The 13,800-nt window shown below is 32.7% G+C and carries 13 protein-coding genes; 9 read left to right on the top strand and 4 right to left on the bottom strand.

The annotated features are described in order from the left end of the window. The first annotated feature begins 26 nt into the window (after positions 1-26). From N7277_RS03960 to N7277_RS03950, 3 genes are all read left to right on the top strand, one after another. On the top strand, positions 27-464 hold the full coding sequence (locus N7277_RS03960) for a hypothetical protein (protein ID WP_274780449.1): 438 nt from the start codon (positions 27-29) through the stop codon (positions 462-464). Between the two features lie 194 nt (positions 465-658). Next, positions 659-1,666, top strand: a complete 1,008-nt coding sequence (locus N7277_RS03955) for an aspartate-semialdehyde dehydrogenase (RefSeq protein WP_274780448.1) — start codon at positions 659-661, stop codon at positions 1,664-1,666. Between the two features lie 62 nt (positions 1,667-1,728). Then, positions 1,729-2,736 (top strand): cation diffusion facilitator family transporter, encoded by a 1,008-nt coding sequence (locus N7277_RS03950; protein ID WP_274780447.1) that lies wholly within the window; start codon positions 1,729-1,731, stop codon positions 2,734-2,736. Here N7277_RS03950 and N7277_RS03945 read toward each other — a convergent pair. Together N7277_RS03945 and xrtF are read right to left on the bottom strand one after the other, a co-directional pair. Beyond that, a complete protein-coding gene (locus N7277_RS03945) occupies positions 2,733-3,167 on the bottom strand; it encodes an exosortase F system-associated membrane protein (protein WP_274780446.1) in 435 nt (144 codons plus the stop codon). The two genes, N7277_RS03950 and N7277_RS03945, sit on opposite strands and share 4 nt — an antisense overlap. Beyond that, a complete protein-coding gene (xrtF, locus tag N7277_RS03940) occupies positions 3,151-3,678 on the bottom strand; it encodes an exosortase family protein XrtF (RefSeq protein ID WP_274780445.1) in 528 nt (175 codons plus the stop codon). The genes N7277_RS03945 and xrtF overlap by 17 nt, the downstream gene beginning before the upstream one ends. A gap of 55 nt (positions 3,679-3,733) precedes the next feature. Here xrtF and N7277_RS03935 point away from each other — a divergent pair, with 55 nt between their 5' ends. From N7277_RS03935 to N7277_RS03915, 5 genes are all read left to right on the top strand, one after another. Further along, a complete protein-coding gene (locus N7277_RS03935) occupies positions 3,734-4,756 on the top strand; it encodes an aminoglycoside phosphotransferase family protein (protein ID WP_274780444.1) in 1,023 nt (340 codons plus the stop codon). Next, positions 4,746-5,159 (top strand): RapZ C-terminal domain-containing protein, encoded by a 414-nt coding sequence (locus N7277_RS03930; protein WP_274780443.1) that lies wholly within the window; start codon positions 4,746-4,748, stop codon positions 5,157-5,159. Before N7277_RS03935 ends, N7277_RS03930 begins: the two co-directional genes overlap by 11 nt. Before the next feature lie 29 nt (positions 5,160-5,188). Further along, on the top strand, positions 5,189-5,908 hold the full coding sequence (locus N7277_RS03925; protein WP_274780442.1) for a nucleotidyltransferase family protein: 720 nt from the start codon (positions 5,189-5,191) through the stop codon (positions 5,906-5,908). Positions 5,909-5,918: 10 nt separating this feature from the next. After that, positions 5,919-6,638, top strand: coding sequence for an LOG family protein (locus tag N7277_RS03920; RefSeq protein ID WP_274780441.1), 720 nt, complete (start codon positions 5,919-5,921; stop codon positions 6,636-6,638). Between the two features lie 79 nt (positions 6,639-6,717). Continuing rightward, entirely contained in the window at positions 6,718-7,188 is a 471-nt protein-coding gene (locus N7277_RS03915) for a DUF6702 family protein (protein ID WP_274780440.1), read from the top strand. Positions 7,189-7,422: 234 nt separating this feature from the next. Here N7277_RS03915 and N7277_RS03910 read toward each other — a convergent pair whose 3' ends face one another. Together N7277_RS03910 and N7277_RS03905 are read right to left on the bottom strand one after the other, a co-directional pair. Continuing rightward, positions 7,423-9,471 (bottom strand): DUF5689 domain-containing protein, encoded by a 2,049-nt coding sequence (locus N7277_RS03910; protein WP_274780439.1) that lies wholly within the window; start codon positions 9,469-9,471, stop codon positions 7,423-7,425. An 18-nt stretch (positions 9,472-9,489) separates the two neighbouring features. Then, a complete protein-coding gene (locus N7277_RS03905) occupies positions 9,490-12,327 on the bottom strand; it encodes a carboxypeptidase-like regulatory domain-containing protein (protein WP_274780438.1) in 2,838 nt (945 codons plus the stop codon). A 252-nt stretch (positions 12,328-12,579) separates the two neighbouring features. Between N7277_RS03905 and N7277_RS03900 the strand changes: the two genes are divergently transcribed. Next, positions 12,580-13,785: an endonuclease/exonuclease/phosphatase family protein gene (locus tag N7277_RS03900; RefSeq protein ID WP_274780437.1), complete on the top strand. Its 1,206-nt coding sequence runs from the start codon at positions 12,580-12,582 to the stop codon at positions 13,783-13,785. Positions 13,786-13,800: the final 15 nt, after the last annotated feature.

Below are 13,800 nucleotides of genomic sequence, written 5' to 3'. Positions count from 1 at the left end.
TTTTATATTTGTAACAAATAAAAAATATGGATACATTTAACATTATTAGAGAAGCTCACAAAGGTTTCGGTTATTTAATTTTAGTAGCAGCATTGGTCTTCATCGTAGCATTATTGATGGCTATGTTCGGCTATTCTGGTAAAATTAGCAAACTATTAAAAAAATCTACCCTTTTTACCATGATTTTGTTTCACTTACAATTCTTAATCGGGATTGCTATGCTTGTTTTTTCTCCAGGATTAAAAGCAGCATTAGATAGCGGAACATTAATGAGCGACTCATACAATAGAATAACTTACGTAGAGCACCCATTCTCTATGTTGGTAGCAGCTATTTTATTGACCATTATCAACAAATATTTAAAAAAGAACGAAACCCTAGCATTAAAAGTAGTATTCATGGGAGTTTTAGCATTACTATTATTTGGCTATGCATTCCCTTGGGCTAAAGTTTTCGGAGCATAAAAAAGGAAAGGTGTAAAATTGATTTAAATCATTTTATCGCAAAAGATAATTTTTACTATCTTTGTAAAAAATTTAGATAAATTTTCCATTAAACAATTTTCAAAAGGATTATTTATAACGAATTTTATTGAATATTAGATTTAAACATTATTTTACACCTTTAACTTTTAAAAAAATTTAAAACAATTTCAATTATGAAAATCGCAGTAGTCGGCGCCACCGGAATGGTAGGCCAAGTTATGTTGAAAGTTTTGGAAGAAAGAAATCTTCCTATTACAGAATTAATTCCTGTAGCATCAGAAAAATCTGTAGGAAAGAAAATCACTTTCAAGAGTAAACAGTATGACATTGTTTCTATGGAAACTGCGATTTCTATGAAACCTGAAATTGCTATTTTCTCTGCAGGAGGTTCTACTTCGCTAGAATACGCTCCTAAATTTGCAGAAGTAGGTTGCACCGTGATTGACAATTCTTCTGCTTGGAGAATGGACCCTACCAAAAAATTAGTAGTTCCAGAAATTAACGCTCACGTTTTAACCAAAGAAGATAAAATCATCGCAAACCCTAATTGCTCTACCATTCAAATGGTGATGGTTCTTAATCCTCTTCATTTAAAATACAAAGTAAAAAGAGTAATCGTTTCTACTTACCAATCTGTTTCAGGAACAGGAAAAGCTGCTGTAGACCAATTGAACGCAGAAATTGCAAATGCTGTAAAACCTGGTTCAGTAGAAGTAAACGCTGTTTATCCTTACCAAATTTTCAAAAATGCATTGCCACAATGTGATGTTTTTGATGCAGATGATTACACCAAAGAAGAACTTAAACTCATCAAAGAGCCTAAAAAAATCATGGGAGATGATTCTATTAAAATTACAGCAACTGCGGTGAGAATTCCTGTACAAGGCGGTCACTCAGAAAGTGTAAATATAGAATTTGAAAATGATTTTGATTTAGAAGAAGTTAAAAATATTCTAGCCAATACTCCTGGAGTAGTTCTTCAGGATGATGTAGAAAATAAAGTTTATCCTATGTGTTTTTACTCCGAAGGGAAAGACGAAGTTTTCGTAGGAAGAATAAGAAGAGACCTTTCTCAACCAAATACACTGAACTGCTGGATTGTAGCAGACAATCTGAGAAAAGGTGCCGCAACCAATGCGGTACAAATTGCAGAGTATCTCATTGCAAACCAATTAGTATAAAATAACATCCCGCGAAAAGCGGGATTTTTTGTTAGAACCTTCAAACTTTTAAAATTAAATACATGGAAGTCGCTACCATTAATAAAAACAAACAAAAATTTACTTTCCAGAGAAATGTAGCCATAGTAGGTGTCATTTTATTCATAGGAAAACTGATTGCATGGCATCTCACCAATTCTGATGCTGTTTTTTCAGACGCTATGGAAAGTATTGTGAATATTATTTCGGCTTTCATGGGATTATATTCCTTGTATTTAGCCGCTCAACCTAAAGACGAAAACCATCCTTATGGTCACGGAAAAGTAGAATTTGTAACCTCTGGAGTAGAAGGTTCGCTGATTATTTTTGCAGGGGTTATGATTATTGTAGAAGCGGTAGACAGTTTGCTTCATGGCAATACTTTAAAAAAATTAGATTATGGAATTCTTATTGTCTTAGCTACGGCCATTATCAATTATTTGATGGGATATTTTTCTATCAAAAAAGGAGAAAGAGAAAATTCAGTGGTTCTTATTTCCTCTGGGAAACACCTTCAATCAGACACTTGGACTACTTTAGGTGTAGTTGTCAGTTTAGTTTTGGTATATTTCACTAAAATTTATTGGATAGATGCAGCAGTAGCTTTGGTTTTTGGTTCTTATATCATCATTGTAGGGTACAAAATTGTAAGAAAATCACTAAGTGGAATTATGGATGAAGCAGATCCAGATTTATTAAAAGCTGTAGTAGAAGTTCTTGCTAAAAACAGAAAAAAAGAGTGGATTGACATTCATAACATGAAAATTCAACAATACGGTAGTGGTCTACACATTGATGCACACATTACGCTTCCTTGGTATGACACGCTTAGAGAGTCTCACCAAGAAATGGAAAACATCATCAAAACTCTAGCTGCTGAAACAGAAAGACACGTAGAGTTTAATTTTCATATGGATGATTGTAAACCACACTCATGCGAAATTTGTCAATTAGAATGCGCTCAAAGAATTCATACTTTTAAAAAGAAAATAGAATGGACTCCTGAAAGTGTTTCTCAACTTTCGAAACATTGTTTAGAAAACAATCCTTAATCTTTTCCAAGCTTTTTTCTGTAATAAAAAATAGGAATAATAAGTAGTAAAATAATCGGCTGAATCACGAATCTTCTTACCGAAAAGGTAAAAAGATAGCCTATTTCCATTTTAGAATACAGACACCACATGTAAATAGGGAAGAAAAATAAAAAGGCAATTGTCATTAAAACAACACCCTGAATTGTCCATTTTTTATTTAGAAACAAAAAGTGAATGACAACTGCAGAAAAAAACAAGTTTAGCAAAAATCTAAACAAATGGCTTGTAATTAATTTCACTGAGTCAAAATCTGGAATTACAGCTCCTTTGAAATCTCCTTTAAAAAAAGCTAAAAAAGGATCATAGAAAATTTTATCTTCTACAAAACGCACAGAAATTAATCCCAAAACCCCTACGAAAACTAGCAGCAAATTAAGAATTTTTCTCATCTGTAATTACAAATTTATTAATCCAAATTAACCACAAAATAACTACGCCACCATAAATAATTGCAGGAAAGAAATAATCATGTGCAGGCTTGGTAAATGAAGGAAAATCTACCACAATCATATTGATAATATAAATTCTAAAAAGGTTTAAAACATACAAAAGCATAATCCCTACAATCGCAAAATAAAAAGTTTTAACTCCTTTGTAAAAAGCAAAAATAAAAGATAGAAACATAATCATCACCGAAATGGCGTTACAGCCTTCTATCATTCTGGTTGCCAATTTTCCATTGATATAAAACTGAATGGTTTCGTGGCTAGGGAAATCTTTGGTAACCGTTTCATAACCTGTAAAATTGAGGAAAAAGGCACTTTGATCAGAAATGACTTTGGTAAACCCATCGATGTCTTTAGAATATTGATTCAAATACAATTGGTATAAGAGAAATAGTACTAACCAAATCCCTAAAAACCTTAGAAGAACCCCCAATATTTCTTTGAAATCTTTCATATTAAAACAAAAATACACAAAAAATCCCTTTTCAAATTATTATATTTGCTTTGTAATGACAAATCAAGAAATAGCACAACTTTTTTTCGAAGAATTTTTAAGCGAAAAGGCGACCGCATTTTTGGCATTGCCCCAAAGTGGCTCTGCGCGAATGAATTTTATAGGAAAATCTTCGAATGAAACTTACGTAATTACTTACAATGAAAATCTTCTAGAAAACGAAGCATTTTTCTATTTCACACAGGTTTTTTCAGATTTAAAGTTGAACACGCCTCAGATTTTTAAAATCAACGAAGAAAGAAAACTTTATATACAGGAATTTTTAGGAGACAAAACACTGTCTGACATCATTACGCAAGAAGGTGAATCTGAAAGGGTGAAATCTATGGTCAAAAAAACTTTAGACCATTTATTCCAACTTCAAGAAAAAACCCAAAACAAAATAGATTTTTCTAAAACTTTCGAGTACGAAAAGTATGACGAACTGCCAATTATACATGATTTGTACTACTTCAAAAATTATTTGATAGACATTCTAGAGTTGCCTTATCACAAATCTTCTTTATTAAAAGAATTCAAAAAAATTGCAGAAAGAATAGAAAATTTAGCCCCAAAATCATTGATGATACGAGATTTTCAGGCAAGAAATATTATGGTAAATGATAAAGACGAAGTTTTTTTCATCGATTATCAAGCGGCAATGGAAGGGCTGGCTCTTTACGATGTAGTTTCTTTTCTTTTCCAAGCCAAGGCCAATTTTTCTGAAAATTTCAAAAATGAAATGCTAGAATATTACTTCTCTTTTCATCCTTCAGAAAAAAGAAATAATTTAGAAAAATCTTTGAAATATTGTAAAATGATTCGTTTCACTCAAGTTTTAGGAGCGTATGGTTTTAGAGGACTCATTCAGAGAAAGCCCCATTTTATTACAAGTTTAGAAAAGGGAATTCAGAATTTAGTAGAATTCACCAAAACGGAACTCGAAATGAATGAATATCCTGAGCTTAAAAAGTTAATTCTACAACTGAACACAACAGAAACTAAAAATAAAATTCAAAAATTAATTGATGGACAATAAACTTAACATAGACATTTACAGTTTTTCTTATAAAAAAGGTGGAATACCAGTAGATAACAGCGGAAATGGTGGCGGTTTTGTATTCGATTGTAGAGGAATTCTCAATCCAGGAAGAATAGAAGAATACAAACCTCAAACTGGTAATGATAAACCTGTTCAGGATTTTTTAGAAACCAAAACTGAAATGCCTCAATTTATAGACCTCATCAAAAACTTAGTAAGCATTACCATCAATGATTATATCGCTCGTGGTTTTGACCATTTGCAAATTGCTTTTGGTTGTACAGGCGGTCAACACAGAAGTGTTTATTGCGCCATTAAACTAGGCGAATTTTTACAGGAAAAATATCCAGAATTGGTAAATGTTAGGGTAACGCATAACGAACAACCCCAACTTAATTAACATCATAAAATCTACAATATTCATTCTACATGATTAAAAAAGCTCTCATTTTCGCAGCAGGAAAAGGTACTCGTTTAAAACCTTTTACAGACAGCCATCCCAAAGCTTTGGCTTTGGTAAATGATGTTCCGCTGCTGGAAAGAAATATAAAATATCTGCAAAGTTTTGGGGTTACAGAATTTGTGATTAACGTGCATCATTTCGGGGAACAAATTGTAGAATTTTTAGAGAAAAACAATCATTTTGGAGCTAAAATTGATATTTCTGATGAAAAAGATGAACTTCTAGAAACAGGAGGTGGATTACTTTTTGCTCAAAAATATCTGGAAAACGAAAATAATTTCCTGATTATGAATGCTGACATTCTTACCGATCTGAATATTCATGAATTGGTAAAATTTCATGAAACGCATCTTCCATTAGCTACTCTAGCGGTTTCGGATAGAAATTCTTCCCGAAAACTTTTCTTCAATTCAGAGATGGTTTTAAAAGGTTGGATGAACAAAAATTCTGGGGAAACCAAAATGGCAGAATTTAACAATAATTTTAAAGAATTGGCTTTCAGCGGAATACATTGTATTAATTCTTCTATCTTTGAAAAAATAAAAAGAAGAGGAAAATTTTCTATCATGGAGGAATATTTGGATTTAATGTTTGAAAATAACATCTTAGGATTTCAGCACGAGGCAAGATTAATAGATGTAGGAAGGCCAGAATCTGTGATAGAAGCAGAAAAATATTTTAAATAAAAACTTAAAAATGCTAGACGATAATACTTCAGAAGATAAAAGACTACAAGACAGTTTAAGACAAAAAACTTGGGACGAAACCGTAACCAAAGATTCTTGGATGGTTTTCAAAGTAATGTCTGAATTTGTAGATGGCTACGAAAAATTAGCCAAAATAGGACCATGTGTTTCTATTTTTGGCTCTTCAAGGTTAAAACCAGAAGATCCTTATTATCAAATGGCGGTAGATATTGCCAGAAAAATTACAGAAATAGGCTTCGGTGTTATTACTGGAGGAGGACCTGGAATTATGGAAGCTGGGAATAAAGGAGCGAAAGAAGGCAACGGAAAATCTATTGGCTTAAATATAGAATTGCCATTCGAACAGAATTTTAATGCTTTTATAGATAAACCTTATTCTATTAATTTCGATTACTTTTTCGTAAGAAAAGTGATGTTTGTAAAGTATTCTCAAGGCTTCATCGTTTTACCGGGAGGTTTTGGAACGCTGGATGAACTTTCGGAAGCGCTAACATTAATTCAGACGCATAAAATTGGCAAATTCCCGATCGTTTTAGTAGGAACTGAGTTTTGGAGCGGTCTTCTTGATTGGTTTACCGAAACTTTACTGAAAAATCATTTAATCAAAGAAGAAGATTTAAGTCTTTTCAGAGTGGTAGATACAGCAGATGAAGCAGTAGCTCATATTAAAGCTTTCTACGACAAATACTCAGTAAGCGTAAATTTCTAGAATTTGGCACAGGATTTGACATTTTTTATATACATTTGAATAAAATACAACTTTGAAAAAAGCATTAAATAAGAAAAAAATGAAAAAATTTATAGGAATAATCGCAATAGGTTTAATCACAATGCTGATGAGTTTTACACTCTCAGATTTTTATTCTTCTATGACCAAGGTAGATTACGTGGAAGGCAGTAAAACGCTTAAATTTACCACAAAATTAAATTCTGGGCATATTGCAGAAGTTTTAAAAATTAACCCTAATACTACTGCTTTTGAAGCAGAAGTAAAAAGATATGTAAATGACCATTTTGACGTGTATGTAAATGGTCAAAATAAAGTGCTTACTTTCACAGGGAGCCAAGTAAATGGAGAAAGTGTCTGGGTATATTTCGAAGCAAATGGTGTTTCTGATATTTCTAGCTTAAAAATCAAGAACAATATCTTACTAGAGGCTTATCCTAAACAGCTCAACTTGGTAAACATTGCTTATAAAGGTTCACAAAAAAACATGACCTTTATGAGAGGTAAAGAAGTAAACGAAATTTCTTTTTAACAACAATTTAAACGATAAAAAAGCCTTACAGATTTTGTAAGGCTTTTTTTTAACCATAACATTATGATATATTCTATTTTGTAGATGTTGTCTTTTGGAATGCTATCTTTATGCTAAAACACCATTCTTTTTCAAAGAATAGGATGAGTATTTTCTTATATTCTATCACCAATATTTACATAAAAAAACAGCTCCGTTTCTTGGAGCTGTTTCAAATTATTTATTGAAATTTTATTACTTCATGCCTTTTACAGAGAAGTTGTCTAATTCCCAGGTTGTAGAAAAGCCTGCTACAGACTTATACTTGAATGCTACTACTAAATCTTTTCCTTTAAAAGAAGTTACATCTATTTTACCAGTACCCACAAATCCTGCAAATGCATTTAAATCTGTATCTAGGTTAACTGTTTTCTTAGTCCAAGCTGTAGTTGTTACATTACCTGTATAATTATCAGTAACATAAACTTCTAGCGATGGAACATTTGGATCAGAATTATATCTACCATCTGATTCAAATGAGAATGATATTGTAGAATAATCAGAAGGAATTGCAATTTTTTTAGATATTAACCAGTCCTCATTGACAGCACGACCACCATCCATATAAGCACTTGGCGCTGGATTTCCATAGGTAGTAGTGGTCCAAACTTTTGTACCAGTAACATTAACAGCAGTCCAATTTGAAAGGTTAGTAAATCCATCACTAAAAATAGTTGTGAAAACTGGCAATGTGCCATCACATCTATTACCATCTAAATCAGCTCCTAATCTATTGGTAATCCAAAGTTCATATGAAGTGTTATATTTAGTAAGGATTGCATAAACATCACCTTTTCCTGTATCTAACTGATCACCAGAGAATGTAGCAAAACTACTAGTGTTTAGTGTAATTTTCTTACCTGAACAGTCTTCTAAAGTTCTAAGACCAGAATAAGTTTCTCCTAAATCATTTTCAATAAATTGAAGGTCTTTAATTTTAATCCATCTACCTACATCAGAATCTGCAAGACCTGCAATGGTTTTTTCTGTAGCGATAACTTCACTAAAATCAGTAGTTGGGAAGAAGTGTTTATAAATATCATTTGGTAAAACTCTACCTACGTTTGTATTAAATAATCCACCCAATTGTACTTCACCATTTACAGCACCTACATATAAATCTTTAAGATTGATTAATACGTGTTTACCTACAAAGAATCTTGGGTCTGCATATAGAGAAGTCATGTCTATATTCACTCTAATACCACCTGTTTTATCTTCTACATAAATGTATTTGTATAAATTTCCTGTTTTATCATTAGCAGTTACTTGAGCTTTAAGATATGCATTATCTGGAATTTGCACTAAAGTACCAGAGAAATAAGCTTTTACTTCTGCTACAGTTTTCATGGTTTTTCCAGTAGTGCTAAAAGAACAAGAAGGTGTAGAACCATCTAATCTAGGGCCATTCATCTTAAGATCTGAAACTCTATTGATATAGAATTGATAAGTAGTGTTATATTTACTTAAAACACCTACAAAAGTACCATTACCTGCTGGCAACTGATCTGATGCAAAAGACGCATAGCCACTATTTCTTACTACTCTAGTACTTGCATCGGTAGGTCTAGTAGGGTCTACAATTCTTCTATCCACAGAAGTTCCGTTTGGAGCATAAACATTACAAAGAAGATTTACTGGGAACTCTGCATTATTCACTTGAACTAAAGCTCCAATTAGTGGATCGATAGAAGATGCCAATTGAGATAAAGTAATTACTTTAGGAACAATTTTAGCTTTAGGAGCACAAGATCTTACTAAGTGATTTGCTACTAATTTTTCTGGAATTCTTCCAAAAGTAGTAGTATTGGTCACAGGATCTAGGTTCATATAACCTACTTGTAAAACGTTACCATATTTACCAAAAGCTAAGCCTTTTAGTTTAATGTATACTTTAGCACCTTGTGGATAAGAAGTATAAGTACTTACAGCGTCTACACTTACTACTAAACCTTGAGTAGGATTTTCTGGTGCGTCTTGTAAATAAATAGTCTTATAAACATTTCCTGTTTCATCAGAAGAAGAAACATAGCCTTCTATGATGATATCTTCTGTAATGGTAATATTATTAGTTGAAGCAGAAGCAAAAGCTGCCTTTACCTCAGCAATAGTTTTAGTAGGCGTTAGATCTTGACACTTTCCTTGTAAATCTGGTGTCGAATACACATCATCTTGTACACAACTGGTTAAAAAGACCGTAAGTGACAAAATGAAAATTCTTATAATTGAAAAATATTTTTTCATGTTTTAATATTAATAAAATTAAAATCTTAAGTAAACATTAGCAAAGAAAGTAGTTCCTCTGTCATACCATAATTTCGGACCAAATAATGAAACTGGCGAAATTACATTATCTACATATGATTCTGTAAAGTTAGACTTTCTACCTTGTTCAAAACCACCAGTTACATAATCTCTATTATTTAGGATATTGTTTACACTTAAACTAATTCCCATTCTGTATTTACCTAATAAGAATGACTTACCAACGTTTGCATTAAGCATAAACTGGTCATCAAATTTCTTTTGCTTGTTTAATGCATCTACATCACTTTGAGTTACTACCTCACCAGTAATTGGGTGAATATAATTATCACCAGTTTCTGGATTAGTATAGAAGTTAGGGGTTCTGTTTAGTGCAGAGAAATCTAAATATTGATCCATCAAATAGTTTGCAGACATACCAAACCACCAGTATTTAGGTGAATTATATCTGAAGCTTAATGAAGCGGCTTTTTGCGGAGTTCCAGCAATTTTATAACCTTTAAGTTTTGCCGCCCCTATTTCGTCATAACCATTAGGATATAAATCTGAGTCAATAGAAACGTAAGCAGTAGGGTTATTATTGATGGTATAATCACCGTAGCTTACTACTAATACTGTAGTTAAAGTAGGTGAAATTTTAACATCTGCAGCAAATTCTGCTCCCATATATTTTTTATCAATTCCTGATAAGATTTCTGCTACGAAAGCATCTTGTGCTGTAGCATCTGTACCTAATTGAATACCTTCTGCAAAATATCTAGCAATTTCTGTAGAGTTTTTGATTGAAGTATAGTAACCTGTTAATCTTAGTTTAAGAACTTGACCTCTTGTAATGTAACTGAAATCAGAAGAAGCAATTTCTTGGTTTTGTAAATTTGGAGTTACAAAATCATTTACTCTTGGGTTAATGAAAATTTCATTAAGTGTAGGTGCTAATGTAAAGAAAGCGCCGTTATATACTAAGAAATTTTTACCGTCTAATTTATATGTAAGTTTACCTTTTACCCCATAGTCTAATGAAGTGTAAACATCACTCTTACCTTTAGAATTATTTAAGTAGAAGTGGTTTCTGTAGTGACCATCTCTAAATGATTCTGAATAAGAAGAGAAACCAGATAAGATAAAGTTCCATCTTTTTAAATCTATTTCTGTAGAAATGTTTAGTGAAGCTGCATCTCTATTAAGAAGGTAAGAATATTGTGTTCTATCTCCTTCATAAACTATAGTGCTTTCTCTGTCTAGATTGTATGGTTTATCTCCACCGAAAGCATCTAAATTATTAGCATACGCAGCGCCTAATAAATCTTTGATTCTTCTAAAGTTATCTGATCTTAGGTTTTGGTAATTAAAGTTAACATTTAATTTCCAGTTATCCTTTAATCTCGTATCAAAGTGAGAAACAAAATTTAATGTTTTATCTCTATTTACATCTTCCACCACTGTATAAACAGCACCTCTTTCGAGATTGTTTAAGTTAGCATTGTAAAGAGAAGCCCAATCGATTTGTTGTCCTGCTTTATTTTGTCTCCAACTGTTAATTGCATCATTATATAATGGTGTGTATGCATTAAATTCTTCAGTAGTAATACTATATCCGCCGTCACTATCATCATAAGTAGCTGGAGCGAAAACATAACTTGGTAATTTTCTGTAGTAAGTAGGGTTAGGATCTGCACCATGAAACCAATCTAATCTGCTTCTAGCATCCTCACCTTGTTGGTAAGAGAAAGTAGAATTTAAGTTAGATGATTTTCCGATTTTCCAATAATGAGCCATTTGGAATACAGGTTCGAAAACTTTTCTGATTCTAGAGTTTCTTTTCTCACCATCTTGCCATCCCCAATAAGAGTTATAGTTTTTACCTGATAAGTCATACACCTCTTGTGTATTTGGGCTGTTAGAGCCTCTATAAGTTGGCGCTCCAAATGCAGTAAAATTAAGTGAATGTCTTTCTCCTAATCTTTTCTCTACAGACAAGAAGTATGCATAAGCATCTTGGTATGTGCCTTCTATCACACCTTCTTCTGCCCATCTTCTACTTGCAGAGAATGTGTATGCCCATCCTTTTTTATTAAGTCCACTATTATAAGTAGCCATCGCTCTGTGGAAATAACTTCTATTGGTAAAAGAATATGCTAACGAGGTACCTTTTCTATAAGAAGAAGCTCTTGTGTTATAGTAAGCTACACCTCCTAAGTTACCAAAAGTATATTCCGATGGAGTAATGTTTTCTACATATTCTAATGGATATCTAGTTACATCATTTAAACCTCCCCAGTTACTGAAATCTACTCTACCATCATCATTTTTAGACATAGAAACACCATTGAATAAAATATCTTCAAAGCGGTTATCTACACCTCTAGGTCTAAACCAATATGCCCCTAATTCGAATGCTGCTACATTAGCAAAAGCATCTCTACCAGAACTTAACAAACCTACAGTAGGCTGAACGCTACCGTTATCTGAGTCTTGAGTGTCAGAATCGTCAATAGTAATAACTCCTAAATCTGCCATGTCTAGTGCAGGTGCAAGAGAAATAGAACCTAAATCTTTTTTGCTCTCATTTGCATAAACATCAAATTCAATGATTTTTTGGTCAAAGCCCGGCTTCGAAATTGTAATAGAATAATGTCCTGGCTTCATATCCACAAATTGGAAATAGCCAATTTTGTCAGCCTTAACATCATTGTCTGAATCTCTCAAATCAACTTCAGCATTTTCTACTGGTTTGCCTTGTGCATCTTTAAGATAGGCATAAACTGTAGTTTGCGCTTGTAGTGCCGAGAAAGAAAGTATCCCAAATATTGAGATAATTGATAATTTCTTAATCATAACTTATTTTATTTTTTTCCTTCTTTACAATAGTGAACTATTGAACCTACAAATTTATGTGAAATTTCCTTTACTTTAACTTTTTTTAATCTTTTTTTCACAAAAATCAAACCTAATAATTATCATATTTTTTTTAATAATGTTTAATATAATGCCAATCTGGCATTTTTTTGGATATATATTTGCAAATAATTATATGCGTTATTCAAACGAAATGCTTTAAATTTGTAACCCACTTTTTAATTTTATAAAATGAGAAAATATTTTAGCCTTATTGCAATAGCGATTTTCTTCATAGGATTTGCTCAAAAATCACAAGTTCAGGTTAAAAGAGCTACTATTGCCTTCCTAAATGTTGAAAACCTTTGGGATACCATTCCATCTGCAGATTACATTGACGGAACATTACCAATCAACAACCCTGCTTTCCACAGAAGTGTACCAATTGATTCCCTAAAGTTTTTACCAGTAACAGAAGAATACAAAGGTCAATGGAGTGATGAACTTCTTATCGGGAAAAAAGTAATCAGATATCAGAACTTAGCAGATGATTTTACCCCAAAAAGTGCTAAAAACTATAATTCTAAAGTTTACCAAACTAAACTAGCGAATGAATCTAAAGTAATCTCTGAGCTAGGTTATCAATACACCAAAACTCTACCCGCAATCGTAGGTTTAATAGAAGTAGAAAACAGACAAGTTGTTCAGGATTTAGTCAAACAACCTGCGCTTAACAAAGTAGAATGGGGCATCGTACACTACAATTCTTATGACGCAAGAGGAATAGACGTAGCTGTAATTTACCAAAAGAAAAGATTTACCGTAACAGATACTTATAAAAAAGAAGTGGTAAATTATAATGAAGAAGGCAAAAGAAGTTACACCAGAGATGTTATGGTAGTAAAAGGTTTATTAGACGGAGAAAAAGTAGCCGTTTTCATGAACCACTGGCCAAGTAGAAGCGGCGGCGAAGCTGCATCTGCACCTAGAAGAAATGCAGCCGCGGCAGTTCTAAAAGCAGAAATGGATAAAATAAGAGCCGAAGAACCAGACAGACTTCTTTTTGCGATGGGAGACTTTAATGACGACCCTGTAAATGCGAGTTTAACTAAACATTTAGGAGCTGTAGGTGATAAAAAAGAATTATCAGAAGAAAGGCCTTACTATAATTTAATGTATAAAATGTTCAAAAGCGGTGTAGCATCATTAGGTTACAGAGACGCTCCGAACTTATTTGACCAAATTATTGTATCTAAAAACGCTTTATCTGATACACTTCAGAAAAACTACAGTGTTTATAAAGCTGAAGTATTCGCGCCTTCTTATCTCATAACACCAGACGGACAGTATAAAGGCTACCCTTATCGTTCATGGGCTGGAGACACTTTTACAGGAGGATACAGTGACCACTTCCCATCTTTAGTAGTTTTACAAAAAGAATTTACACCAGCTCAATAAACTGGAAACAAATGA

The sequence above is a fragment of the Cloacibacterium sp. TD35 genome (genome assembly GCF_028864635.1).
GTDB lineage: Bacteria > Bacteroidota > Bacteroidia > Flavobacteriales > Weeksellaceae > Cloacibacterium.
The sequence above is the reverse complement of the archived record's forward strand: the minus strand, read 5'-3'. Positions and strand labels throughout refer to the sequence as shown.

Excerpts from the sequence above, each read along its gene's own strand:
- N7277_RS03960 (WP_274780449.1), top strand. The coding sequence starts at position 27 with ATGGATACATTTAACATTATTAGAGAAGCTCACAAAGGTTTCGGTTAT.
- N7277_RS03955 (WP_274780448.1), top strand. The coding sequence starts at position 659 with ATGAAAATCGCAGTAGTCGGCGCCACCGGAATGGTAGGCCAAGTTATG.
- N7277_RS03950 (WP_274780447.1), top strand. The coding sequence starts at position 1,729 with ATGGAAGTCGCTACCATTAATAAAAACAAACAAAAATTTACTTTCCAG.
- N7277_RS03945 (WP_274780446.1), bottom strand. The coding sequence starts at position 3,167 with ATGAGAAAAATTCTTAATTTGCTGCTAGTTTTCGTAGGGGTTTTGGGA.
- xrtF (WP_274780445.1), bottom strand. The coding sequence starts at position 3,678 with ATGAAAGATTTCAAAGAAATATTGGGGGTTCTTCTAAGGTTTTTAGGG.
- N7277_RS03935 (WP_274780444.1), top strand. The coding sequence starts at position 3,734 with ATGACAAATCAAGAAATAGCACAACTTTTTTTCGAAGAATTTTTAAGC.
- N7277_RS03930 (WP_274780443.1), top strand. The coding sequence starts at position 4,746 with ATGGACAATAAACTTAACATAGACATTTACAGTTTTTCTTATAAAAAA.
- N7277_RS03925 (WP_274780442.1), top strand. The coding sequence starts at position 5,189 with ATGATTAAAAAAGCTCTCATTTTCGCAGCAGGAAAAGGTACTCGTTTA.
- N7277_RS03920 (WP_274780441.1), top strand. The coding sequence starts at position 5,919 with ATGCTAGACGATAATACTTCAGAAGATAAAAGACTACAAGACAGTTTA.
- N7277_RS03915 (WP_274780440.1), top strand. The coding sequence starts at position 6,718 with ATGAAAAAATTTATAGGAATAATCGCAATAGGTTTAATCACAATGCTG.
- N7277_RS03910 (WP_274780439.1), bottom strand. The coding sequence starts at position 9,471 with ATGAAAAAATATTTTTCAATTATAAGAATTTTCATTTTGTCACTTACG.
- N7277_RS03905 (WP_274780438.1), bottom strand. The coding sequence starts at position 12,327 with ATGATTAAGAAATTATCAATTATCTCAATATTTGGGATACTTTCTTTC.
- N7277_RS03900 (WP_274780437.1), top strand. The coding sequence starts at position 12,580 with ATGAGAAAATATTTTAGCCTTATTGCAATAGCGATTTTCTTCATAGGA.